The 23,473-nt window shown below is 58.0% G+C and carries 19 protein-coding genes and 1 pseudogene; 18 read left to right on the forward strand and 2 right to left on the reverse strand.

Going from position 1 to position 23,473, the window contains the following annotated elements; genetic code table 11:
• Window positions 1–531: 531 nt before the first annotated feature.
• From HMPREF1255_RS08180 to HMPREF1255_RS08200, 5 genes are all read left to right on the forward strand, one after another.
• Window positions 532–813 carry a BMC domain-containing protein gene (locus HMPREF1255_RS08180; RefSeq protein ID WP_269146548.1) on the forward strand — a complete coding sequence of 94 codons (282 nt, stop codon included), beginning with the start codon at window positions 532–534 and terminating at the stop codon, window positions 811–813.
• 91 nt (window positions 814–904) lie between these two features.
• Window positions 905–1,636 (forward strand): flavoprotein, encoded by a 732-nt coding sequence (locus tag HMPREF1255_RS08185; protein WP_016456615.1) that lies wholly within the window; start codon window positions 905–907, stop codon window positions 1,634–1,636.
• Window positions 1,637–1,638: 2 nt separating this feature from the next.
• Window positions 1,639–1,908 (forward strand): EutN/CcmL family microcompartment protein, encoded by a 270-nt coding sequence (locus tag HMPREF1255_RS08190; RefSeq protein WP_016456614.1) that lies wholly within the window; start codon window positions 1,639–1,641, stop codon window positions 1,906–1,908.
• Between the two features lie 2 nt (window positions 1,909–1,910).
• Complete coding sequence (locus HMPREF1255_RS08195; protein ID WP_024111610.1) at window positions 1,911–2,957, forward strand: cob(I)yrinic acid a,c-diamide adenosyltransferase; 1,047 nt, start codon at window positions 1,911–1,913, stop codon at window positions 2,955–2,957.
• Complete coding sequence (locus tag HMPREF1255_RS08200; protein ID WP_024111323.1) at window positions 2,954–4,372, forward strand: aldehyde dehydrogenase family protein; 1,419 nt, start codon at window positions 2,954–2,956, stop codon at window positions 4,370–4,372. The genes HMPREF1255_RS08195 and HMPREF1255_RS08200 overlap by 4 nt, the downstream gene beginning before the upstream one ends.
• 52 nt (window positions 4,373–4,424) lie before the next feature.
• Here HMPREF1255_RS08200 and HMPREF1255_RS08205 read toward each other — a convergent pair whose 3' ends face one another.
• Complete coding sequence (locus HMPREF1255_RS08205; protein ID WP_024111404.1) at window positions 4,425–6,695, reverse strand: UvrD-helicase domain-containing protein; 2,271 nt, start codon at window positions 6,693–6,695, stop codon at window positions 4,425–4,427.
• Between the two features lie 116 nt (window positions 6,696–6,811).
• A complete protein-coding gene (locus HMPREF1255_RS09490; protein ID WP_024111612.1) occupies window positions 6,812–8,749 on the reverse strand; it encodes a glucosaminidase domain-containing protein in 1,938 nt (645 codons plus the stop codon).
• Window positions 8,750–9,058: 309 nt separating this feature from the next.
• Here HMPREF1255_RS09490 and HMPREF1255_RS08215 point away from each other — a divergent pair, with 309 nt between their 5' ends.
• The 13 genes and pseudogenes from HMPREF1255_RS08215 to ftsZ form a co-directional block, all read left to right on the forward strand.
• Window positions 9,059–9,430: a DUF3040 domain-containing protein gene (locus HMPREF1255_RS08215; protein WP_024111390.1), complete on the forward strand. Its 372-nt coding sequence runs from the start codon at window positions 9,059–9,061 to the stop codon at window positions 9,428–9,430.
• 187 nt (window positions 9,431–9,617) lie between these two features.
• Window positions 9,618–10,067 carry a division/cell wall cluster transcriptional repressor MraZ gene (gene mraZ, locus HMPREF1255_RS08220; protein ID WP_024111312.1) on the forward strand — a complete coding sequence of 150 codons (450 nt, stop codon included), beginning with the start codon at window positions 9,618–9,620 and terminating at the stop codon, window positions 10,065–10,067.
• 149 nt (window positions 10,068–10,216) lie between these two features.
• Complete coding sequence (rsmH, locus tag HMPREF1255_RS08225) at window positions 10,217–11,185, forward strand: 16S rRNA (cytosine(1402)-N(4))-methyltransferase RsmH (RefSeq protein WP_036917756.1); 969 nt, start codon at window positions 10,217–10,219, stop codon at window positions 11,183–11,185.
• The gene (locus HMPREF1255_RS08230) at window positions 11,182–11,721 is read left to right on the forward strand and encodes a hypothetical protein (RefSeq protein ID WP_024111340.1); all 540 of its coding nucleotides are present in this window, start codon (window positions 11,182–11,184) and stop codon (window positions 11,719–11,721) included. Before rsmH ends, HMPREF1255_RS08230 begins: the two co-directional genes overlap by 4 nt.
• 10 nt (window positions 11,722–11,731) lie before the next feature.
• Entirely contained in the window at window positions 11,732–13,549 is a 1,818-nt protein-coding gene (locus HMPREF1255_RS08235; RefSeq protein WP_024111602.1) for a penicillin-binding protein 2, read from the forward strand.
• A 21-nt stretch (window positions 13,550–13,570) separates the two neighbouring features.
• A complete protein-coding gene (murF, locus tag HMPREF1255_RS08240; RefSeq protein WP_024111414.1) occupies window positions 13,571–14,995 on the forward strand; it encodes a UDP-N-acetylmuramoyl-tripeptide--D-alanyl-D-alanine ligase in 1,425 nt (474 codons plus the stop codon).
• Between the two features lie 17 nt (window positions 14,996–15,012).
• Entirely contained in the window at window positions 15,013–16,083 is a 1,071-nt protein-coding gene (gene mraY / locus HMPREF1255_RS08245; RefSeq protein ID WP_016456603.1) for a phospho-N-acetylmuramoyl-pentapeptide-transferase, read from the forward strand.
• A complete protein-coding gene (gene murD, locus HMPREF1255_RS08250) occupies window positions 16,065–17,549 on the forward strand; it encodes a UDP-N-acetylmuramoyl-L-alanine--D-glutamate ligase (protein WP_024111578.1) in 1,485 nt (494 codons plus the stop codon). Before mraY ends, murD begins: the two co-directional genes overlap by 19 nt.
• 15 nt (window positions 17,550–17,564) lie before the next feature.
• A complete protein-coding gene (gene ftsW / locus HMPREF1255_RS08255) occupies window positions 17,565–18,839 on the forward strand; it encodes a putative lipid II flippase FtsW (RefSeq protein ID WP_155948519.1) in 1,275 nt (424 codons plus the stop codon).
• Window positions 18,836–19,936, forward strand: coding sequence for an undecaprenyldiphospho-muramoylpentapeptide beta-N-acetylglucosaminyltransferase (murG, locus tag HMPREF1255_RS08260; RefSeq protein ID WP_024111524.1), 1,101 nt, complete (start codon window positions 18,836–18,838; stop codon window positions 19,934–19,936). Before ftsW ends, murG begins: the two co-directional genes overlap by 4 nt.
• Window positions 19,933–21,366, forward strand: coding sequence for a UDP-N-acetylmuramate--L-alanine ligase (gene murC, locus HMPREF1255_RS08265; protein ID WP_016456599.1), 1,434 nt, complete (start codon window positions 19,933–19,935; stop codon window positions 21,364–21,366). Before murG ends, murC begins: the two co-directional genes overlap by 4 nt.
• Entirely contained in the window at window positions 21,363–22,079 is a 717-nt protein-coding gene (locus tag HMPREF1255_RS08270) for a cell division protein FtsQ/DivIB (RefSeq protein ID WP_024111480.1), read from the forward strand. The genes murC and HMPREF1255_RS08270 overlap by 4 nt, the downstream gene beginning before the upstream one ends.
• A gap of 210 nt (window positions 22,080–22,289) precedes the next feature.
• Window positions 22,290–23,237, forward strand: a pseudogene (gene ftsZ / locus HMPREF1255_RS08275) (cell division protein FtsZ); the annotation flags it as partial.
• Window positions 23,238–23,473 lie beyond the last annotated feature (236 nt).

Raw genomic sequence — 23,473 nt, forward strand, 5'->3', positions numbered from 1 at the left:
GTGCTGGAGCTCCTGAGCCACAGAAGGCTCAGGAGACCGAGGAAACTAAGGCTCCTCAGCAGGCGAAGGTCGCAGCTCCTAAGGCTCCGGCTGTAAAGGTCTCGGCCACGAAGGTCGCAGCTCCTAAGGCTCCGGTTGCGAAGGTCTCGGCCACGAAGGTCGCAGCTCCCAAGGCTCCGGCTGCAAAGGCCTCGACCACGAAGGCAGTTGCCACCAAGACTGAGAGCATAACGACTTCGGCAGCTAAGCCTGAGCTACAAAAAGCTCCGGCTGTGAAAGCCGAGGCTCCCAAAACGGAAAAGCTAAAGTCTGAATCGAAGCCGAATAGCCAGCCGGCAAAGTCCGAGTCTGGCGAGAAGGCTACGACGAAGGCGAGCACTCAGCAGCCTAAGGCTGCTCCGGTGAAGAAAGAAACCGCGACCAGCAGGCCGGCGGCTAAGAATAATCACGCCACTCGCAAGGTGGCCGCTAAAAAATAGTCAGCCGCTGGTTGACGCAATAGGGCTCTAAAACAATAACTAACTAGGAGGAATAATGAGCCAGGCACTAGGTCTAATCGAGACCAAGGGATTCGTAGGTTCGATTGAAGCTGCTGACGCCATGGCCAAGGCCGCAAACGTCGAGCTGATCGGCAATGAGAAGATCGGTTCCGGTTTGGTGACCGTCATGGTACGCGGTGACGTCGGTGCTGTTAAGGCAGCTGTTGACGCAGGTGCTGCTGCAGCTAGCCGCGTTGGCGAGCTCGTCAGCCAGCACGTCATCCCGCGCCCGCACGCGGACGTCGAGAAGATGCTGCCGCACCCGGCTAAGTAATCGACTTCGAAATTATGTTGTCCGGCGGGGGATAACCCCGCCGGCGACATCCGAGTAATACAGGTAATTCGTGGAAGGAAGGAATGCTCTAATGACCCAGGAACAGCTCGTCGGGTTAGTGCAGCAGATCGTTAAAGAGGTGCTCAACCACGAAAAATTATCTGACGTGCAGGCAGCACCGAGTGACAAGAAGATTCTTGTCTTGTTCTCCGGTGCGCTCATCGGCTTCGATGACGCGATTGAGTCTCTAAAACAGATCCGTGAAGTTGACATTGAAACCATTCAGACCGATTCCGCTCTGCGAATTCTCGATCAATCGAAGATCGAGCAGATTGGGCGAAAGGTCGACCCGAAGCACCTCGTTGAGACGCACGACGAGCTGGTCGTCGCAACTTTGACACTTAATCTGGCAAGCAAGGCCGCCCACGGCATCTGCGATTGCTTGGGCTCGAATTTGATATCTGACTTTTTGCTGGCAGGTAAGAAGGTGACCGCTGCCATCGATGGCGTTTGCCCAGACGGCGCAGAGAAGCGCAAGTGGTTCCCGAACATTCCTGCCGGTTACGCGGCGATGATGCGCAGGAATCTATCCACACTAAAAGACATCGGGGTGCAGACGGTTCGTGCAAAGAACCTTTGTAGAGCCTATAGCGCACCAAAGACGCAGGAGGCGCCGGAGGGTAAGCGCAAGCTGATAACTGCCGAGGTAGTAGAGGGGTTAGCGCCTGGAAGCGTCCTAGAGATCGGCGAAAATGACATCGTCACCGATCTAGCCAAAGAAGTCGCTGCCGATGCGGGCATCGAACTGTTGAAAAGGAATTAGAGATGTATCTAGCTAAGGTCGTTGGCAACGTCGTCTCGACTAGCAAGGACGAGCGGCTGGTCGGCTTCAAGCTGCTGCTAACCTGTCGGCTGGATGACCAAGAAAAGCCGGTGGACAACCCGGAGGTATGCGTCGACACGGTTGGCGCCGGCACGGGTGAGGTCGTCATAGTAACGAAGGGCTCCAGCGCTAGGTTCGCCGCAGATCGCGAACACGCTCCGATCGACGCCACGATCGTCGGAATCGTCGATACCGTAGAAATGGACGACTGATCATGCCAGCTATCTACACACGCACGGGGGACAAGGGCGGCACTGGCCTTTTCGGCGGTTCTAGAGTACCCAAGCAGAGCTTGCGAGTTGAGGCCTACGGCTGCGTAGACGAGGCCAACGCTTGGCTCGGCGAAGCTAAGGTGCTGTTACCAGCCGATGAGCGAGAGAAGCTTAACCACATTCAAAAAAGGCTGTTTGTTCTCGCAGCTGAATTGGCGTCTGACGCGAAGGGCACCCAGATCCTCGCTAACAAAATCAGCGATGCCGATGTCGTTTATTTAGAGAATCTAATCGACGAGTGCCTAGAGATCACTGGCCCGCAAAAAAATTTCGTGATTCCCGGTCGCGACGAGCCTTCCGCAAAGTTGCACGTTGCCAGGACGGTTGTGCGCAGAGCGGAGCGACAAGTGCTTCGACTTGCAGAGCAAGAGAACGTTCGGCCCGAGGTAATCAAGTACTTGAATCGCTGTTCCGACGCGATCTATTCGTTGGCGAGACTCAGCGAGCATCGTTGGGACGTCGAAAGACTGACGAAGATGGTTCGTGGCGCCGTCGAGCGTGTGCTCGGCGTCAGCCTGGAAGAGTCCGCAAAGGTAAAGCCGGCAGAAAAGAAGCCGGAAGTTCCGCAACACTTCGTAATGAACCTGGAGCTTGCCAACAAACTTGCCGAAGCCGCAAAGCAGAAGGCCGAGGCGATGCAGGTACCGATCGTTTTCGCGGCGGTAGACCAGCACGGAAACCTGGTTTGCATGCAGGTCATGGAACGCACACTGTTGGCCAGCCACGACATCGCCATGAACAAGGCTTGGACCGCGTTGGCGTTCAAACAGACCACGCAAAACCTCGGCAAAGCAGCTGCGGGGCCTAACGGTGTGATGCCAGGTGTGGAGGCCGGGAACAAGGGCAGGGTAGTGCTCTTCGGAGGCGGCGCACCAATCTACTGCAACGGAACCATTGTGGGTGCAATCGGCATCTCCGGCGGCACCGTCGAACAAGACGTAACAATCATGAACTCGGCATTAAAAGAGATATTGGGAGTAACAAAATGAGTATCGATCCTCAACTAATCGAGAAGACCATTCGCCAGGTGCTCTCCGAGCTTCCGGGCAACAAATTCGATAGTGAGCCAGAAAAGTCAAGTGATGTCGCCACCGGTGACGGCATCTTCGCCGACATGGACAGCGCAGTGAATGCTGCTCAGAAGGCCTGGAAGGAGTACATGGGCTGCTCTATGGCAGACCGTGAGCGCTTCGTGCAGGCCATCCGCGACACAATGAGCAAGCCGGAATCCATCGCCTACATGTCCGAGCAGGCGGTTGCTGAATCCGGCATGGGTAACGTCGAACACAAGAAGATCAAGAATCGTATAGCCGCCACTCAGACTCCCGGCACTGAAGATCTGACCACCGAGGCTTGGTCCGGTGACGACGGCCTGACCATCGTCGAATTTTCGCCGTTCGGCGTGATCGGCTCCATCACACCGACGACGAACCCCACGGAAACCATCACCTGCAACTCGATCGGCATGCTCGCCGCGGGCAACGCGGTCGTGTTCAGCCCGCACCCGCGTTCCAAGAACATCTCGCTGTGGCAGATCAGGGAGATTAACAAGGCTCTCGCAGCCGTTGGTGCTCCGAAGAACCTGGTTGTCACTGTCGCCGAACCGTCCATCGACAACACCAACAAGATGATGGCCCACCCGGACGTCCGCATGCTCGTCGCCACCGGAGGCCCCGGCATCGTCCGCACGGTTCTCTCCAGCGGCAAGAAGGCCATCGGTGCTGGCGCAGGTAACCCGCCGGTTGTCGTGGACGAAACCGCCGATCTCGATCTGGCCGCGAAGTCCATCGTCGACGGTGCAAGCTTCGACAACAACCTGCCGTGCACCTCCGAGAAGGAATGCCTGGTTGTTGAGGACGTCGCAGATCTGCTCAAGTTCAAGATGACCAGCAACGGCGCATACGAGCTGAGCGCCGATCAGATCTCCAAGCTTGAGAAGATCATCGTCAAGAACAACAAGGCTGCCACCGAGTGGGTCGGCAAGTCGGCTGAGAAGATTCTTGCTGAGGTTGGCGGCAAGGCTCCGGCTGGTACCAAGCTGCTGATCGCCGAGGTAGACAAGGACCACCCGTTTGCTCAGGTCGAGCTGATGATGCCGGTTCTGGCCATCATCCGCACTCCTGATGTGGATACCGCGATCGATTGGGCAGTTGATCTCGAGCACGGCAACCGTCACACGGCGATCATGCATTCGAAGAACGTGAATTCGCTGACTAAGTTCGGCAAGCTGATCCAGACCACTATCTTCGTCAAGAACGGCCCGTCGTACGCTGGCATCGGCATCACTGGCGAGGGCTACCCGACCTTCACCATTGCAGGCCCCACTGGCGAGGGCCTGACGAGCGCCCGCTCTTTCGCTAGGAAGCGCCGCTGTGCCTTGGTTCAGGGCCTAAACGTTAGGTAACAGAGCAGCCATAGTAATGGCCGGTGGGTGAAAACCCTCCGGCCATTATTTATTAGTTGACTTCGGTTAACGTTCTGCGCCACCTTGCGGTGTGTTTTCCGCTTAGGTCGATGGTCACTAGACGCTGCGTCGGACGGGTCAGTGCAACGTATAGGACGCGTTCCCCACCCGGGGTTTGCTCGACGATGTCGTCGGGGCTGATTACGATTGTCGCGTCGAATTCCAGGCCCTTCGACTGGAGAGCTGTGATCACGACGACGCGCTGGCCCACCTCTTCTGGCAGCTTCATTTGCTCGACCAGCTCGATGAACTTGCGGTAATCGTCTGGGGCAGTGATCAATGAGATCGACCCGGCCACCTGCTGCGAAAGGTTCATGATCTGCTTCTTGAGCTCACCGGCCAATTCATCCGGGATGACGCTGAGCAGCAGCGGCTCCACTCCTGTTTCGCGGACGGAATTCGGCAACACCGCGTCCGGGTAGGCGGCGCGAACTACCTTGCCCGCGAGATCCATGATCTCGGTTGGGGAGCGGTAGTTGGTGGAGAGCCTGAATTCTCGCATGGGAGCGCGGCCGATAAGGTCGCGGATCGCGCGGTCGGACTCTTCTTGCACGGGGTAGGAACTCTGAGCCGGGTCGCCGACCAGTGTCCACGACGCCTGTGGCCCGCGGCGGCGAAGCATCCTCCACTGCATCGGTGTGATGTCCTGACACTCGTCGACAAGCACGTGAGAGTAATTCCTGGGTTGTGTCTCGTCGATCTCTCGATCATCGCGCAGCTTGTCTGAGATAGTGACAATCTCGTTTGCATCGGCGACGGAGTCTAGAAAGAGCAGGGGATCGTCCTGCTCGGATGCCGGCACCGGGCCGAGCATGTGGGCGAGTTCGTCGAGAAGCGCCATGTCGCTCATAGACCAGTCTGGTCTCGGCTGTCCAGAGTCGGGCACGTACCCGCGAGCGTGTGTGAGCGAGTCGGTCAGCACGCCCTCTTCCTCGTCGCTCATGTGTCCGTGAGCGATGGAGTTCAAGAACTTTGGATCGGCGAGTCTGGCAAGCACCTGTTCGGGGGAGAGCATCGGCCACCAGGCATTTAAGAACATGGTGTAGCTTGCCTGGTCGGTGATCTTCTCGTCAAAGATTTCTCGATCGATGTCCAGCAGCGCGGCGATCTCCTCGGGGAGCTTCGCCCACAGCGCATCGAGCAGCGCCTGCTGTGCGGCCTTCTTGGCCTGGTTCAGCTTGTTGTTGAGGAGGATGGCGCGCCTGATCTTGTTAAGCTCGTCTTGCTCCAGGGTTAGCACCTCACCCTTGATACTGACGCGCAGGCGGTTCAACTCCGGGCCGGAAACCAACGGCTCGTTGACGGCCGCCCTGAGCACCGGAAGCATCCGCATGCTGCCCTTCAAAATGGCGGCCTGGGCATTTTCGGCTCGTGCAGAGGTGAAGCCGAGCACGTCGCCCGGAACATCGCCAACCGCGCGCAGCACGACGGCGTTTTCGCCGAGGCTGGGCAGAACTCGGGCGATGTAATTGACGAATAGATCTGATGGTCCGACTACCAGCACGCCACCTTGTTCGAGACGCTTGCGGTGGGTGTACAGCAGGTAGGCCGCGCGGTGCAGAGCCACCACGGTCTTGCCCGTGCCAGGCCCGCCAGAAATGAGCGTGACGCCCTGGTAGGGAGCGCGGATTGCCTCGTCCTGCTCGGCTTGAATCGTGGCGACTATGTCCTTCATGTGGGGGCCGCGGGCTCGTTTGAGGGAGGCCATGAGAGCGCCCTCGCCGATGACCACCAGGTCGTCGCCTGCGCTCTCATCTAACAGGTCGTCTTCGATGCCAACCACTTTTTCGCCGCGGCAGCGAAGCACACGCCTGCGCACGACCTCCATCGGATTCGACGCCGTCGCCCGGTAGAAAGGCTCCGCAGCGGGGGCGCGCCAGTCGATTACCAGGGGCTCGTAGTCGTCGTCCCTGACGCCGAGCCTGCCAATGTAGCGGATCTCTTCCTCAGTGAGATCTAGCCGGCCGAAAACTAGGCCGTCGTGTTCCGCGTCCAAAACCGCCAGCCGCTTCGCCGCCTGGTAGGCGAATGCGTCGCGCTCGAAGATGGCCGTGCCGTCCTCTTCACGCATCCAGTCAGAGCGGTCGGTTTTGAACTTGGCTTCGGCCTCTGCCTCAACGTTGCGGGCAGATTCCGTCAGCACGTCGAGTTGCTCGTAGACCCTATCTACGTGTTTCTGCTCTTTGGCTAATTCCTTCGTCAAGATATCCGCAGCGTCGCTGGCGCTCGCCTCGCCGTTAACCGTGTCGATTTCAGAACTCAACAGATTATCCTCACAGTTTGATGGTCGCCCCTAAAAGGCTGACTACCTAGTTTATGCCCAAATACAAGACCGCCGAACTTTATTGGCAAGTTCGGCGGTCTTTGAGGGTTTACGGGCTAGGAAATAGTGACGGTGATCGATCCGTTCTGGAACACCTGGCTGATCTGCGTCTCGGTGATTTCGGCCGGTGCGATCGGCTTGCCTAGCTCCTTGGCGCGCTGTTCGTAGCGTTCCATGATCTGGCTTGGGACGAAATTGAAGTCAGCGCTGCCGCCGCCAAGCACACTGCCGTTTTCGAAATCTTGGCGCCAGCCGTCGTTCCACTCGTATTCGTTCCTAAGCGGGGCACCGGTTGCCTCGGCTCCACCAGCGGAGTCATAGCCTGCAAAGATAGCGCCACGAACGACGATTGTCTCGACGTTGCTAATGCGGATCTCGCCGTGACGGAACTTCTGGACGACGGTATCGCCAATAGTGGTTTCCTCCGAAGTCGGAACGCCCAGCTTTTCGACGCCACCGAGCTCTTTGAACTTTTTGGCGATGTCGCCGGAAACGAGGAAGCTGCCGTACTTGCCGGTGAAGACGGTGCCATTTTCGAATTCTTGAGACCAGCCGCCCGGCACTGCCTTCTCGGCGGAAAGCGGCATTCCGACCTTGTCTGCGCCGATGGATTCGACCGCCGATGCGATGCCACCGGTGACGGCAGCCCCGCCCTGCTTCGGCTTATTGGAGAAGAAGACCTGGCCGTTGTCGAATGTCTGCACCCAGCCGCCCTCGATGGAGGTTTCGGCCGATTTCGCGGCCCCCAGCTTGTCGAACCCGCCGGCGGCGTTGAAAGTGGTGTAGATACCGCCGACAACGGGCTGATAGCCGTTCTCGGCCGACCAGGTGATGGCGCCCCGCTCGAATGTCTGCGCGCCGGCGCCCTCGGCGTTCTCCTTCTGCTCGGCAGTAGGTAGGCCGTAGCGACCGACACCACCGTTAGCCTTGAACTGTTCGTAAGTCTTTCCGACGACGGCGATACCGCCGCGCTGCGAGGTCCAAAAGATCCTGCCGCCGGTGAAGTCCTGGACTACCGCGTTGCCCTCAACACGTTCGTTGTTGACGGGTAAGCCCAGAGCCGGTTTACTGGCGTCGCGGTGGCGAGTCGCCATACCGTTGCGGAGGTTGAACGTCTTGCCGTCGGCCATGTAATAGACGTCACCGTACTGGAATGACTGCTTCCAACCGCCCGTTACAGAGCCTTCGTTGCCTAGCGGCAAACCCAGCTTCACGCCTTGGTTAACTGCATTCCGATAAGACGTGTAGATGCCGTTACGGATGACGAACTGGCCGTTCGGGGTCTCGACGAGCAGGCCATTGTCGAACTCCTGCCAGGTGCCACCGTTGGCGTTCGTAGAGTTAGCTCTTACGGAACCCAGCATGCCAGAGTACTTGCCAGCCAGGTCCTTGAATTTTTCGTTCAACTTCGGCTTGGCAGGGGCGGCTGAGGCATCGAACCTGCGCAGGTCGTACTGATTCATTAACCTAATTAGCGCGTTTGCGTAGTTCGGGTCCGTCGCGTATCCAGCCCTGGCGATTGCTCGCGCGAAGTCGTCTGCGCTCTTCGTCTGGAATGCCGGCGCATATCGCGAGTTGACGCGTAGGAAGTGTCCGTGGTCTCGGAACGAGTCGGCGCCGGTCGCATATGTGCGGAAGCCGTCAACGATCATGATGCTTCGACCGTTGATTACCTCGCGGGTCGGCATGGAAGTGCATCCGGCCTGGTGCGGGCTACGCTGTGCTGTGCACTTGATGCCGAAGTACGCGTTTCCGCTGCGGGTTAGCCCACTTTGGCCCCAGCCAGATTCCAGGATTGCCTGAGCAATAGATACGGACGCCGGGACGCCGTACTGCTGCTGGCCTGCCTGCGCCATTGGCGCGACTGCGTTAATAAACCCCTGGTTCGCGGAAGCGTCAGGTGCTGCGCCGATTATCGTTCCCGTCGCCATGCTGGCGGGAAGTAGCATGGACAGCAGCTTCCAGCTCTTGGGTTTCTCGTTGTTGGATTGCAAAGTTATTCCTCCCCTTTAACCCTCGAAGCCGAGTATTAAGGGTTTGAGCGAAATTAGCTAGAAAAAACCCTAAAGCCTAGATTTAGCTAGAGACTCCTGAGCGTGGAAAAGCTCAACCTCTGTAATTGAGGGTTTCTAGTTGAGCTGTAGCTTTCGAAGAACGCCGTTGACTTGCGCTGACACCTTATTAATAAGGGCGTCAATAACAATCTTCTACAACTCACCACTCAAGCGCTGCGATTCGTCATCTTCTCGATTACCTGCGGTGATGTAGGCTATCTTTCATACAAAGCCTAAGGGAGGGTGATCGTGGCGCTATCCGAAGAAGAACAGCGGCTTCTTGACCAACTGGAAGCCTCGCTTACTGCTGACGACCCTAAACTTGCCTCCAAGATGGGCAATCGCTCGTCGTATCGTGTGCAACGAAAGCGTGCCACGCTGTCGGGAATTGTCTTTGTGGTAGGAGTTGCCCTCCTAGTTCTGGGACTAGCTAACTCATGGTCTTTCGGTTGGGTTATTGGCCTTGTCGGATTCATCGCGATGTTTGCGGCCACCGTTCTAGCCCTAACCGCGTGGCAGAAGGTCGACGGTGCTCAGGCCCCGAGCCTAAAGGACTATCCACCGCCCAGTAGGCCTTCCTCGAGCCTGGAGGACCGTTGGCGTCGTCGCCAGGGTTTTTAATAGACAGATCTTGAATATTTAGAGCGCCGGTTCGCCCGGCGCTCTTTTTTCATGCCTTTTGCCGGAAAGTGGAGTGTTTTTGGGTCTAAATGTGGCCCCGAGGTGCATTGGTGGAGGAAAAGGGAGTATTGTGGAGCGAAATGGATGACTTGGGATCTATTTAAGGTGCGAAAGGGGGTGCCTTGGAATGTTTTTGGGAACTTACACACCCAAACTCGACGACAAGGGACGCTTCTTTCTGCCTGCAAAGTTCCGTGAAGAACTAGCCGATGGCCTCGTAATCACTAGAAGCCAGGAGCACTCGCTGGCCATCTACCCGATGGCTACGTTCGCCGAGATGACGAAGCAAGTTACTACCGCCCCTTCAACCCTCAAGCAGGTACGTGACTTTCAACGCATGTTGGCGGCAGGCGCAAGCGACGAGGTGCCCGATAAACAGGGCAGACTGACGATTCCGCCGATGCTGCGCGCATACGCAGGCCTCGAATCGAAGATCGTCGTCATCGGCGCTATTAACCGGCTCGAGGTTTGGGACGAGGCCGCATGGCAGCGTTACATGGCCGAGCAAGAGCCGGGCTTTGCGGAACTCAACGATCAGATCCTGCCGGACTTCGGCACGGTTGGTTCCGATGGCTAGCGCAACTTGCCGGTTGGCTGCCGATCAGGCCTGTGCACCCTGGCGCAACTTCCCCTGTGCCAGGTGGCAGACGGTCTGGTCGGTAACCTGCCGGCAAGTCGCGACTTCGGCTGATTCCATGCCCAGTTAGCTCAACTATGAACAAGGAGATGAAGTTGCAAGACGAAAACGACCGTGCGCTTCACGTCCCTGTCATGTTGTCTGAAATTCTCGAGCTGCTGGGGCCCGCGCTGAATAGGCCCGATTCCGTTCTGGTGGATTGCACACTCGGAATGGCTGGCCACAGCTCGGCGCTGTTGAAGGCTAATCCTCAGGCGAAGCTCGTGGGTATAGATCGCGATCCGCAGGCGCTAGAGGTAGCCTCTCGCAACCTTGCAGAGTTTTCGGACCGCACGACATTCGTGCAGGCGCGTTTCGATGAATTGGTGAACCTGGATTTGCCGAGGGTAGACGCCGTCCTGTTTGATCTCGGGCTTTCCAGCCTGCAGATCGACCGCACTGGCAGAGGATTCTCCTACTCCCACGATTCCGCACTGGACATGAGAATGGGTGGCAACGAACTGACCGCAGCCCAGATCGTCAATACGTACAGCCAGCAGGAGCTAGTCAAGATCTTCAGGGCGTACGGCGAGGAACCGAATGCTAAGCGAATCGCCACGGCGATCGTAAAAGAGCGGGAGAAGGAACCCTTCGAAATGTCGGGCCGGTTGGTCGAAGTGATCGCTGATTCGCTTCCGGCTGCCGTGCGTCACCGCGGTGGACATCCGGCTAAGAGGGTGTTCCAGGCCTTGCGGATCGAGGTTAACGGAGAACTTGATGCCTTCTCAGCCGCGCTTCCCGCAGCTTTGGAGAAGGTGAACCTTGGCGGACGTATCGCCGTTTTGTCGTACCACTCTCTCGAAGACCGGATCGCCAAGAAGACGTTCGCCAAAGCATGTAGTGACGACGTTCCGAAAGATTTACCTATTGTGCCGCTGGATAGGGCGGCAAAGTTCAAGCTGCTCACGAAGGGGGCACAAAAGCCGACGAGGTACGAGGTGGAGGAAAACTCTCGCTCCGCCTCAGCGAGGCTGCGTGCTGTTGAGCGAATTAGACAGGATGAAAAGGGGGAAATATGAGTGCTGCGCCGGTGGAGCACGCCGAAACTAGTTCCAAGCTGCGGTTGATACCGCTGATTGGTTCTAACGGTCGGATTCCTGATAAGTCGTTTTTAATTTTTATTATTTGCTTGCTCGGATTGGGCGTGGCTTTGATCTACGGACTCGCCACTACTGTTCAAAATGAGTCCGCTAAGCTCGCCGAACTGAAGGTTCAGGCAAACGAATTGCGTTACCGAGAGGCCGCGCTGCAGAGCCAGGTTGAGGAGCAGGCGTCCGGGCAGTATCTGTCTGCAAGGGCGTGGGAGCTCGGCATGCGACCTAATCCTTACCCCGCAGTGCTGAACGTCGAGGACGGTTCCGTCGTCGGTGTCCAGCAGCCTGTAGCTGGCAATGAGGTGCCACTTGCCGAGCCGCCCGCACTTCCCGTCCACACCATGCCTAAGCCCGAGGGCGAGCCTGCGGCCGCGGAAAAAGTTGGCGAAGCCAAGGAACAGGAAAAAACCGACGAGAAGACTGACGACGGTGAAGAAGCACCGCGCGGTGACGCCGCCTGAGAGTGAGTAGATGAGACTTAAGTTGGCCTCCAGCGCCAGGCGAATCAACGTATTTATCGTGTTGTTCGCCATGGCGATATCAGTGCTTGCCTGGAGAGCCATCTCGATCCAGGGGATCGACGCCAACGCCAATGCCCAAGCGGCTGCGGAAAAACTTACTCAGACAAAAACCATCAAAGCCAAACGTGGCGAGTTAGTTGATCGCAACGGTGTGGTGCTTGCTCAAAGCCAGCCAGCTTTCAGCGTTATCGCGGACCCAACCTCGATCAGCACCAACGGTTACAACCCTGCTTCGATGACCGATGAGCAGGCGGAAAAAGCTAAGAAGGCCCCCGAAGCTATTGCGGACATCTTGATCAGTTATTTGGGCGGTAAGAAGGACGAGTACCTGCCAAAGCTCGAAAACACCACGAACGAGGACGGCACGCCTAACCGTTACGTTGTGATCAAGCGCAAGGTTTCGGCCGATATCTATCGGCAGATGGCTGAGAAACTCAAAGAAGGCGGCTGGTACGGCATCTATTCCGTTGACGATCCTGTTCGCTACTACCCGAACGGTACGCTGGCGAGCTCCGTCTTGGGCTACACGAACTTCGAGGGCGACGGGGCGATGGGCCTAGAAGGTTCGCTGAACGACAAGCTTGCAGGCGTCGATGGCAAGCAGACGTTCCAAAGGTCCGCCTATGGCACGATTCCGTTGGGAGCGAACACGCTTAAACCTGCCGAGGACGGCGCCGATTATAAACTGACTATTGATTCGGACTTGCAGCTTGTTGTAGAACAGCAGCTTCAAAAAGCAGTAACCGACCATGCGGCTTCGAAGGGAAGCATAATCGTCATGGCCTCCAAAACTGGTGAAGTGCTTGCGATGGCGAATTATCCGAACTTTAACCCAAATAATCCCGGGGAATCGGATCCCTCAGTTCTCGGCAATGCTGCGGTAAGCGATGTTTATGAGCCTGGGTCTGTTGAAAAAGTGATCACCGGAGCAGCCCTATTCGATTCTGGCTTAGTAGACCCCGACACCAAGGTTGCGGTACCTAGCAAGATCGCTTCCGGAAACGGGGCAATCACAGATTCATGGTGGCACGGAGATATCGGTCTAACCGCTCGCGGCGTAATTGCTAAATCTTCAAATATCGGCACAGTTCAGTTGGCCAGGCTGATGGACAAGCAACAATTTTCAGATTATCTGCACTCCTTTGGTTTCGGCTCACCCACCGGAATCGAGGTCGCTGGCGAACAGCCACAGATGGGCATTGTTCCGGATGGGAACATGGCCGACTACACACGTGACCAAATTTCTTTTGGTCAAGGTCTGTCTGTTAGCGCCTTGCAGATGACTACAGCCCTGGCATCGGTGACGAACGGTGGCGTATATCACGCGCCTACTCTTCTTAAGAGCGGCACCGATGCCAGCGGTAAAGAAATCAATATCGACAGAGAACAGCCACGGCGAGTAATCAGTGAAGAAGCCTCGAAAAAATTAGTAGATGTAATGGAGTCTGAGGTCGCCGGGCAGGGAGCATTTTCCTCCGAGAGGAAGAGAGTTACTGGCTATCGAGTAGGTGGAAAATCAGGAACCGCTGAGCGTGTCGGTGAAAATGGCGGATACGACGGCACATATACAGCCTCGTACGCCATGATCGCCCCCATCGAGGATCCGCAGTTCGTTGTATATGTTGTTGTGGATCGTCCCAAGAAGGGCGTTTTTGGTGAAGTGGTAGCTGTTCCTGCAGCAAAAAACATCATGCAATATCTCCTACCTAGATACGGGGTTTTACCTCTTGAGCAGGTTCCGGAGTATTCTCAGCCACTGTCGTATTAAGTAGTTTTAAGGAGAGTCAGGATGCGTAAGACCACGGCCGCGGAAATAGCGCGGCTGGTTTCTGTCGCGATGCCGTGTCGTCTTGTAGGTGACGACCGCACGGTCGTTGGCCCTGACGTCGTTCGAGATAACCGGGAAGCCACGAAGGAATCGCTGTTTGTTGCTTTGGTGGGCGAGAAGTTCGACGGTCACGATTTTGCGTCCAAAGCCGTTGAGGCCGGCTCCAGCGTTATTTTGGCGAATCGCGCCACCGACGCTGACGCCACTCACGTCATATGTCCCGACACTCTTGTTGGGCTCAGCGGTTTGGCCAGGGGACTGGTGGCTCGCGAGATCGAGCGCGGTCTGACCACCTTCGCCATCACAGGCAGCTCCGGCAAGACCTCCACCAAAGATTTGTTGGCTCAGATTCTCGAGCACAGCGCCTCGGGCAACGTGGTCAGCCCGCAGGGCAGCTATAACAATGAGATCGGAGTGCCTCTAACCGCCTGCCAGGTGGACGAGGCAACCCAGTATTTTGTTGCGGAGATGGGCGCTGACGCCAAGGGCGACGTAGCAAAGCTCTGCCAGATAGTGCCGCCGAAAATCTCGATGATCATCAACATCGGAATGGCCCACCTCGGCAAGTTCGGCTCGCGCGAGGCCATCGCCGAGGCCAAATCCGAGATTTTCGAGGCGCTGCCGCAAGACGGCTGGGCAGTGCTGAACGCCGACGACGACTTGATCTCGAAGATGCGTCCTAACGCCAACTTGGCTGCGTTTAGCATCAGGGAACTCCCGGATTACGAGATCGCGGTTAGCGTCGAGGACGTCGAGTGCGACGATTACGACCGTTACTCTTTCACTCTGGTCACGTCCGTGCGAGGTGACATACAGCGTCATCCGGTCAAGCTGAAGGTGCTTGGCACGGCACAGATGATTGATGCCGCCGCCGCAGCCACTGCAGCTCTCGCGGCTGGGCTGGCCCCCGAGAAGATCGCGGAGGGGCTGAGCATTGCAGAAGCAAGGTCGTCTTGGCGAATGGCGTTGACAGAGCTTTCAGACGACATCGCCATCATCAACGACGCATACAATGCCAATCCAGGCTCGATGGCCGCAGCGCTAAATAGCCTGTCGGGTATGGGATCTCGCAATGGCAGGCAGAGGCGAACAATCGCGATTCTCGGCGACATGCTCGAGTTGGGCGATAAGTCCTATGACCTGCACCGCAACGTTGGACGAATGGCTGCGGAGTTGGGTATCACCAAGGTTTATGCAGTCGGCGAGTTCGCATCCTACATTTCCGAGGGCGTAACTAAAGCCGGCGGATCGGCTGAGGTGGCGGATCCTGCAAAGATTGCCGAAATACTCGAGCTGAGTGCAGGCGATATTGTGTTGGTGAAGGCCAGCCGCGGGTTAGCCTTAGAGAAGGTGGCCGATAGGCTCACCGAACGGTTTAGCAACTAGGTTCAGGCGAGGAGAACATGAAACTCATCGTTACGGCTGGCGTGCTTACGCTGCTGATGGTGTTGGTCGGCACTAGATTTTTCATTAAGTTTCTGACCAAACACGAGTACGGCCAGTTCGTCCGCGATGATGGCCCGACCACTCACAAAACCAAGCGTGGCACCCCGACGATGGGTGGCATCGTGATCATCTTCTCTGTGGTTTTGGCCTACGCAATTTCTCACCTTCTCTTCTGGACGCCACCCTCGATCAGTGGGCTTCTACTATTGTTCTTGCTGGTTGCCGCGGGGCTGTTGGGGTTCATCGACGACTGGACGAAGATCAGCCACCAGCGTTCGCTAGGGCTAACGGGCAGGGGAAAGCTGATCGGCCAGGCGCTGATCGGTGGCGTGTTCGGGTTTTTAGCCCTCCAATTTCCCGACGGTTATGGCGTTCGTCCGGCATCACAGGTGATCTCGTTCACCAGGGACATCTCCTGGTTGAAGCTGCCGATCGTGCTCGCGATCATCTTTATGATTGTTTTAATTACGGCGTCTTCCAACGCGGTGAACCTCACTGACGGCCTGGATGGCCTAGCTTCTGGTTCGTTGACGATGGTTTTCGGCGCGTACACACTGATCACCATCTGGCAGCGAAACCAGTGGTGTGGCTCCGGCGCAGGTGCGGATCCCCAGTGCTACATTTCGCGAGATCCCTGGGACCTGGCAATCATCTCTGCGGCACTCGCGGCCGGATGTTTTGCGTTCCTTTGGTGGAACGCGAAGCCTGCGAAGATCTTCTTGGGCGACTCTGGTTCTCTGGCTCTTGGAGCGGCAGTCGGCGGTCTCGCCATCATGACGCGCACCGAGCTGCTTCTAGTCATTCTCGGCCTGCTCTTTGTCATCGAGGCGGCCTCCGTAATCATCCAGGTTTCGTACTTCAAAGCCACTAAGGGCAAACGAGTCTTCAAGATGACTCCGCTCCACCACCACTTCGAGTTGCTCGGGTGGGAAGAGGTAACCGTGGTGATTCGATTCTGGATCATCTGCGGCATCTCGGTCAGCATGGCCCTCGCAATTTTCTACACGGGATGGGTAATAGGACAGTGAAGGATTGGCTAGCTGACGCCGACCGTAATTCGGATTGGTCGGCGGCCAACGTCGTCGTAGCGGGCATCGGAACCGCTGGTTACGCCTGCGCGGACGCGCTACTGGAGGCGGGCGCAAACGTTACCGTGCTCGACGATAACGACTCCGACGTCAACAAGGAGCACGCCCAGATTATTGAGGCTTTGGAAGGCAAGGTTTGTCTTGGGCCAGGCGCCTCGGCGAAGCTTCCTGGAGGCACCGATCTAGTGGTCACCTCCCCGGGCTGGCGTCCCAGTTACCCGATTCTTGCTCAGGCCGCTGAGGTTGGCGTTCCGATTTGGGGCGACGTCGAACTTGCTTGGCGTTTCATGCACCCCGATCGTGTCGTGCCGTGGCTGGGTGTAACCGGCACTAACGGCAAAACGACCACCACTCAGATGCTCACCTCGATGCTTCGCGCGGCTGGGCTTAAGGTTGCCGAGGTCGGCAATATCGGTCGTCCGATCATCGAGGCCATCAACGACGAGATCGACTACGACGTCTTCGCCATCGAGCTGTCCAGCTTCCAACTGCACTGGTCTCATTCGCTGAGTCTCCACTCGGCGGCGGTGCTAAACCTGCACGAGGACCACCTGGAGTGGTACGAGCCGTGGACTGCGGACAAGGCGCACGCTTATCGCGCATATCGCGACGACAAGGCTCGAATTTTCGAGCACGTCACGCACAGCTGCGTATACAACGCTTCTGAACCTGAAACCATGAAAATGGTAGAGGAGGCCGAAGTCGTCGAGGGCGCAAGGGCCATCGGGTTCACTCGAGGCATCCCTGGTTTGAGCATGATCGGCGTGGTGGACGGCGCGATCGTCGATCGAGCTTTCGTCGAAAAACGGCAGAGTTCCGCGCTTCCGCTAGCCGAGCTTTCGGATGTGGTGCCGTTCGCGCCGCACAACGTGGAGAATGCACTGGCTGCGGCTGCTCTAGCCCGCAGCTTCGGAGTTCCCGGCGGTGCCATCAAGAAGGGTCTGAACGACCTGCACATTGGCGGGCACCGAATCGCGACCGTGGCCACTAGCGATGGCGTCACCTGGGTCGACGACTCGAAAGCGACGAATCCGCACGCCGCGAACAGCTCTATGCGGGCTTTCGACAGCATCGTGTGGTTGGCCGGTGGCCAGACCAAAGGCACATCCTTCGACGAACTCGTCACTGAACACGCCGACAGGCTGGCCGGGGCGGTCGTTTTCGGCATAGACCGCGAGGTAATCGCGGACGCGTTGAGACGACACGCGCCCGAGGTTCCGCTGATCGTGCTCGATCGAGGCGACACTGGAGTTATGGCCGACGCGGTTGCCGAAGCAGCCAAAATGGCCAAACCCGGCGACACAGTATTACTGGCACCGGGAGCCGCCAGCCGCGACATGTGGACCGGCTACGACGCGCGCGGAGACGATTTCGCAAAAGCAGTTAAAGACATCACTTCGAGATAAACGGGAGGGGCTCGGATGGCGAGTGTACGGCGTTCGACGAATATGCGAGCACAAAATCCCGTCATTGAGGAACGCCTGCGCGCCAACAATAGGCTTAAGAGGCTGACGAACCGGCTGAACGATCCGATGGCCGACTACTACATGCTTATGGTCGTCGCCGGTCTGCTGATCGCTATCGGTCAGGTCATGGTGCTTTCTGCCAGCACGGTTTGGTCGAGCGTTAACTATGGCAATCCGTATCACTTTTTCGTCCGTCAGCTCGTGTTCTTGATTCTTGCGCTGCCGGTTGCCTGGGTGCTCTCTCGGCTCAAAATGGTGCACTATCACGCGCTCAGCTGGATCTCCCTGAGTGTTAGCATCTTTCTTCTTGTGCTCGTCTTCACACCGCTGGGTCATGCCGAGTACGGCAACCGGTCTTGGCTGCGACTAGGGGCATTGGGCTCCATCCAGCCTTCCGAGTTTGCGAAGTTTTCTTTGGTGCTGTGGGCAGCGAGCATATTCGCTAACCGCAGGCAAACGCTCGACGAGCCTAAGCGGCTGCTCTTTCCGCTGCTGCTGGGCTACGGCGTGGTGCTGGGTCTGGTTTTGGCCCAGCACGACCTCGGCACCGCGGTGATCATCTTCATCATCATGTTTGCCACACTGTGGTTCGTCGGAGCGCCGCCACTGATTCTGCTCAGCCTGGGCGGGGCGGCGGCTGTTGGCGTGGGCGCGCTAATCCTCTTCGATTCCGAGCGAGTGAAAAGATTCACCAGCTTCTTGGGCAATTCCACCGAAGGCTCGGATCAGCCCCTGAATGCCATCTACGGGCTCGCCAGCGGTGGCTGGTGGGGGCTCGGGCCGGGTCGTTCCCTGCAAAAGTGGGGAGGCCTCTACAACGGCGCTCAGACCGACTACGTCTTCGCGGTTTTGGGCGAGGAACTCGGCCTGATGGGGTCGATGATCGTCATCGGTTTATTCGCGTTGCTCGGCTATGTGGGGATGCGCATCGCGCTTCGTTCGGCGCAGCCGTTTTTCCGTTATGCAGCCGCAGGGATTACGGCATGGATCTGCCTGCAGGCTGTGTTGAACATCGCGGTGGTCATGCGGCTGCTGCCGGTGTTCGGTGTGCCGCTGCCGTTCCTGAGCCAGGGAGGATCCGCGCTGATCTCTAACGTGGCTGGCATCGGCGTGTTGCTGGCTGCTGCCAGGAACGAGCCCGCAGCAATAGAATTTAGAAAGGCAAAGACGGCGAAGCATCCCAAACTGATTAGCGTCGTCGATACCGGTAAAGGCGGTCGAAAAAGATGAGCACCCCTAGCATTGTTTTGGCCGGTGGCGGAACTGCCGGACACACGTCGCCATTGATCGCGACTGCACAAGCGCTTAAGGACGCCTGCCCCGATGTGAAGCTGACCTGTGTTGGTACTGAGCGCGGGCTCGAAACCAAGGTCATTCCCGCGGCCGGATTGGATCTTGAGTTAATCCCCGCAGTCCCGATGCCCAGGCGCCCAAACGCGGACCTAGTGAAGCTGCCAGTGCGACTCTCTAACGCAATGCGCAGGAGCCGTAGGATTTTGCGTGAGTCCGGTGCCAACGTGGTCGTCGGATACGGCGGTTACGTATCGACGCCGGCTTATCTTGCCGCCCGTAGTCTGAGGATTCCGGTGGTCATTCACGAGCAGAATGTTCGTCCCGGCATGGCTAATAAGCTAGGTGCCAGGTTCGCGGCAAAGGTGTTCACCACTTTCCCAGCGACGGCGTTGCCCGGCGGGGTTCGCATCGGGCTGCCCGCGCGCAAGCAGATCACTGAGCTTGCCCTTGCCGAAGATCGAGACGTGGTCGGAAAGCTTGCCCGTAAACAGTTTGGTCTGCCCGAGGACGGGCCGGTGCTGCTTGTCAGTGGTGGTTCGCAGGGCGCAAAGACGCTAAACGACGCCACGATTGGCGCGTTGGATCAGCTGCTGTGGAAAGGCATCAGCGTCCTACACGTGTGGGGGCCAAAGAACTACCCAAAGGACGCCGTGATCCGTCAGCACGAGTCCGGTGCGCGTTATGTGCCGGTTGATTACGTGGACAACATGCCCGATGCCTATGCCGCAGCAGATTTCATGCTCGCACGTTCAGGCGCAGGCACCGTTGTGGAAACCGCGATGGTGGGGTTGCCTGCCATCTTTGTTCCGCTGGCGATAGGAAACGGCGAGCAGGCACTGAACGCCCATGAGAGCGTCGCAGCTGGGGCCGCAGTTTTGATTGCAAACAGCGAGCTGAGCGCAGCCCGGCTGATGGATGAGGTGCACGTTCTGCTTGGACCCGGAAGACTTCGCAAAATGCGTAAGGCAGCCAGCGCCTTGATGCCTGCTGATGCCGCGAAAAAGTTAGCTCACGAGATTTTGGAGTTGGCATGAGTCTGATCGAACCAGTTGAGTTGGTGCCTGCTAGCCAGGCGGGGTCGCTACATTTTCTGGCGATTGGCGGTGCTGGCATGAGCGGCCTCGCGTTCGCGTATCAGGAGCTTGGTGCTTGCGTCAGCGGCTGTGATCAGGTCGAGTCTAAGAACCTCCGCAGGCTAGCGGCCGCGGGCGTTCCCGTCAGCGTCGGCCACGACGTCAACCATCTGGACGGCGTCGACACGCTGGTGGTTAGCTCTGCGATCCGCCAAGAAAACGTCGAGCTAGTCGAAGCCAGGAAGCGCGGCCTACGCGTTTGGCACAGGAGCGCTGCACTGGCGGCCCTGATGATCGGAAAGATCGGTATCTCCGTGGCCGGTACACACGGTAAGACAACCACGAGCGCGATGATCGCCGAGATCCTGACCGAGGTGGGCGCCAAGCCCTCATATGTCATCGGTTCTCCGCTGGCGTCAACTAGCTCCAGCGCTGAACTGGCGGAGGGTGACGCGTTCGTCGTCGAGGCGGACGAGTCGGACGGTTCGTTCTTGCAGTATCCGACCAATATCGCGGTGGTCACGAATATCGAGGCGGACCACCTAGATAACTGGCGCACTACCCAGAACTATCACGACGGTTTCACTAAGTTTGCGACAGCAACCTCCGTACGCCACGTCGTTGCTTGCGCCGACGACCCTGGCGCCGCAGAACTGGCTGAGATCGTCCTGTCGGGAGGCGGCAAGGTCACGACCTACGGCGAATCTGAGAAAGCAGATGTTAGCTTAAGCGACTTCAACTTCGATGGCCTGCACGCCCAGACGACGCTGCACACCGCGGACGGCGACTTCCGGTTGGCCCTGCAGGTTCCCGGCAAGCACAACCTGCTAAACGCTGCTGCCGCGTTCATCGTGGCGCGTTTACTCGGTTGCGAGCCTGCGGAGATCTCGGCTGCTGCGGCGAAATTCACTGGCACGCTCCGGCGTTTTCAGGCGGTCGGATCGGTTGACCTGCCCGATGGTCGCGTCCGCATCTACGACGACTATGCCCACCACCCGACGGAGTTGCGGGCCGCGCTGAAGGCTGCCCGAAAGGTGAACCCGAATGGCCGCTTGATTGCCTGTTTCCAGCCCCACCTGTACAGCAGAACCCAAGAATTTGCCGAAGAGTTCGGCCAGGCGCTGTCCCTGGCGGATGTTGCTGTAGTGACTGACGTCTACGCCTCCAGGGAAGACCCCGTCGAGGGTGTCACCGGTCGGTTGATCGTGGATAAGATCGACTGTCCCGAGGTGCACTATGTCGAGGACAAATCTGAGCTGCCCGCACAGCTTGCCCGGATCTGCAGGGGTGGGGACCTTGTGCTTACGCTAGGCGCTGGAGACGTAACGATCGTTGGCCCGCTTCTCGTCGATCAGCTTGCCGAAGCCGGAGCGAGTGTAGTAGCCCGATGAGCGATGTTCGAGACATCAGGCCCAAGATTGATTTAAAGAGGCGTGCCGCCAGAAAGACGAGGCTTAGGCGGTTAGCTGTCTTGCTGGTCGTTCTGTTGCTTTCAGCAGCGCTGGCTTGGCTCGCCTTTTTTTCGTCGGTTTTTACCGCGAAGAACGTTAAGGTGACGGGCAATTCGCTGGTCACTAGCGAGCAGGTTGTCGAGGCCGCGCAGGTGCAGATGGGCGTTCCGTTGGCCAGACAAAATCTGGGCGAGCTCGGGGAGCGTGTCGCGACGCTGCCGCCGGTCAAATCGGTCAAGGTGAGCCGTGGCTGGCCTAGCTCGATAAAAATTAAGGTCACAGAGCGAACTCCGCTCTTCCAGCTTCGCGTGGGCGAGCAGTGGCATTGGGTGGACGAGGAGGGCGTTGCCTTCTACTCGGCCAGCGAGCCCAATGAGGAGCTGCCCAGGGCACTCGCGCAGTCTCCAGATGCTGAGTTGCTGGTGGACGTCGCAGAGGTGCTCAAGGTGCTGCCCGCAGAGGTCTTGGAACAGGTGACGGCGACGAATGCCATGAGCCCCGAACACATCGTTCTCGAGCTCACGGGCGATCGATTGGTCAACTGGGGAAGCTCAGACAACAGCGCAAAGAAGGCCAGGGTTCTCGTGCCACTGCTAGCTCAGCCGGGACAAAATTACGATGTGTCGGCCCCATCGAATCCCGCAATTAGCTAAAAGTCTTGAGTTGAGCTTTAGGCTTTTTAGATTTAATCCGCCTCCAATAGACAGTTTTCGCCCAGGCGCATAACCTTTCGAGTGGATACCCGTGTGGGCTGGCCATTTGTTTTGGTAATTTTGACACAATGAAGATCAGCCCAACTGGCGGGCTATCTGCCCTGAAATGATGGGTTTTGTACTTTCGATATAAGGAATGAGGCGGGCTCGGTGGCTACTGCGTCGCAGAACTACTTAGCGGTCATCAAGGTTGTCGGCGTCGGTGGCGGCGGCGTCAATGCTGTTAACCGCATGATTGAAGCAGGCCTGAAGGGTGTTGAATTCATCGCAATCAACACCGATGCACAGGCTCTATTGATGAGCGACGCTGACGTCAAGCTCGATATTGGTCGCGAGTTGACGCGCGGTCTTGGCGCTGGTGCCGACCCAGAGAAGGGCAGGCAGGCCGCTGAGGATCATTCCGATGAGATCGAGGAGACCCTTAAGGGTGCCGACATGGTCTTCGTCACCGCAGGCGAGGGCGGCGGCACCGGCACCGGCGGCGCGCCCGTCGTGGCTAAGATCGCCCGTTCACTCGGCGCGCTGACCATTGGTGTTGTGACGCGTCCGTTCAGCTTCGAGGGTAAGCGTCGTTCTCGTCAGGCCGAGTCTGGCATCGAGACGTTGCAGCAGGAAGTCGACACCTTGATCGTCATTCCAAACGACAAGCTGCTCGAGTTGACCGACAAGCGCATTGCGATCCTCGAGGCCTTCCACGAGGCCGACCAGGTGTTGATGCAAGGTGTTTCCGGCATCACCAATCTGATCACCACTCCAGGCCTGATCAACCTAGACTTCGCCGACGTCAAGTCGGTCATGAGCGACGCAGGATCCGCCTTGATGGGCATCGGTTCGGCCCGTGGCGAGTCACGAGCCCAGGAGGCCGCAGAGCAGGCGGTTAATAGCCCGTTGCTCGAGGCCAGCATCGATGGCGCCCGTGGTGTCTTGCTGTCCATCGCGGGTGGTTCCGATCTCGGCCTGTTCGAGGTCAGCGAAGCCGCAAGCCTGATCGAGGAATCCGCTCACGACGAGGCGAACATCATCTTCGGTACCGTCATTGACGACAGCCTCGGCGACGAGGTCCGCGTAACGGTCATCGCTGCTGGCTTCGATGGTGGCGCTCCCAAGCCCAAGGCACAGGCTCAGCAGATTCGTAAGCCTGCAGAGCGCAAGCCTGCCGAGCAGTCTGCTCAGCAGAACCAGCACTCTGAGGCTCCGACCGAGCGCAAGCGCACTCCGATCGGTTCTGCCCAGCCCCAGATTCCGGGCACCGGCTCCGATGAGGTCACTCACATCGCGGAGCGCCCGTCCTTCACTCAGGCGGCGAAAGTCGAAGAGGACATTGAGGACGACGG

The sequence above is a fragment of the Propionimicrobium sp. BV2F7 genome, from assembly GCF_000510445.1.
Taxonomy (GTDB): Bacteria; Actinomycetota; Actinomycetes; order Propionibacteriales; family Propionibacteriaceae; genus Propionimicrobium; species Propionimicrobium lymphophilum.

Coding starts and splice junctions, on each gene's coding strand:
- HMPREF1255_RS08185 (WP_016456615.1), top strand. CDS start 905: ATGACCCAGGAACAGCTCGTCGGGTTAGTGCAGCAGATCGTTAAAGAG.
- HMPREF1255_RS08190 (WP_016456614.1), top strand. CDS start 1,639: ATGTATCTAGCTAAGGTCGTTGGCAACGTCGTCTCGACTAGCAAGGAC.
- HMPREF1255_RS08195 (WP_024111610.1), top strand. CDS start 1,911: ATGCCAGCTATCTACACACGCACGGGGGACAAGGGCGGCACTGGCCTT.
- HMPREF1255_RS08200 (WP_024111323.1), top strand. CDS start 2,954: ATGAGTATCGATCCTCAACTAATCGAGAAGACCATTCGCCAGGTGCTC.
- mraZ (WP_024111312.1), top strand. CDS start 9,618: ATGTTTTTGGGAACTTACACACCCAAACTCGACGACAAGGGACGCTTC.
- rsmH (WP_036917756.1), top strand. CDS start 10,217: ATGAAGTTGCAAGACGAAAACGACCGTGCGCTTCACGTCCCTGTCATG.
- HMPREF1255_RS08230 (WP_024111340.1), top strand. CDS start 11,182: ATGAGTGCTGCGCCGGTGGAGCACGCCGAAACTAGTTCCAAGCTGCGG.
- HMPREF1255_RS08235 (WP_024111602.1), top strand. CDS start 11,732: ATGAGACTTAAGTTGGCCTCCAGCGCCAGGCGAATCAACGTATTTATC.
- murF (WP_024111414.1), top strand. CDS start 13,571: ATGCGTAAGACCACGGCCGCGGAAATAGCGCGGCTGGTTTCTGTCGCG.
- mraY (WP_016456603.1), top strand. CDS start 15,013: ATGAAACTCATCGTTACGGCTGGCGTGCTTACGCTGCTGATGGTGTTG.
- murD (WP_024111578.1), top strand. CDS start 16,065: ATGGGTAATAGGACAGTGAAGGATTGGCTAGCTGACGCCGACCGTAAT.
- ftsW (WP_155948519.1), top strand. CDS start 17,565: ATGGCGAGTGTACGGCGTTCGACGAATATGCGAGCACAAAATCCCGTC.
- murG (WP_024111524.1), top strand. CDS start 18,836: ATGAGCACCCCTAGCATTGTTTTGGCCGGTGGCGGAACTGCCGGACAC.
- murC (WP_016456599.1), top strand. CDS start 19,933: ATGAGTCTGATCGAACCAGTTGAGTTGGTGCCTGCTAGCCAGGCGGGG.
- HMPREF1255_RS08270 (WP_024111480.1), top strand. CDS start 21,363: ATGAGCGATGTTCGAGACATCAGGCCCAAGATTGATTTAAAGAGGCGT.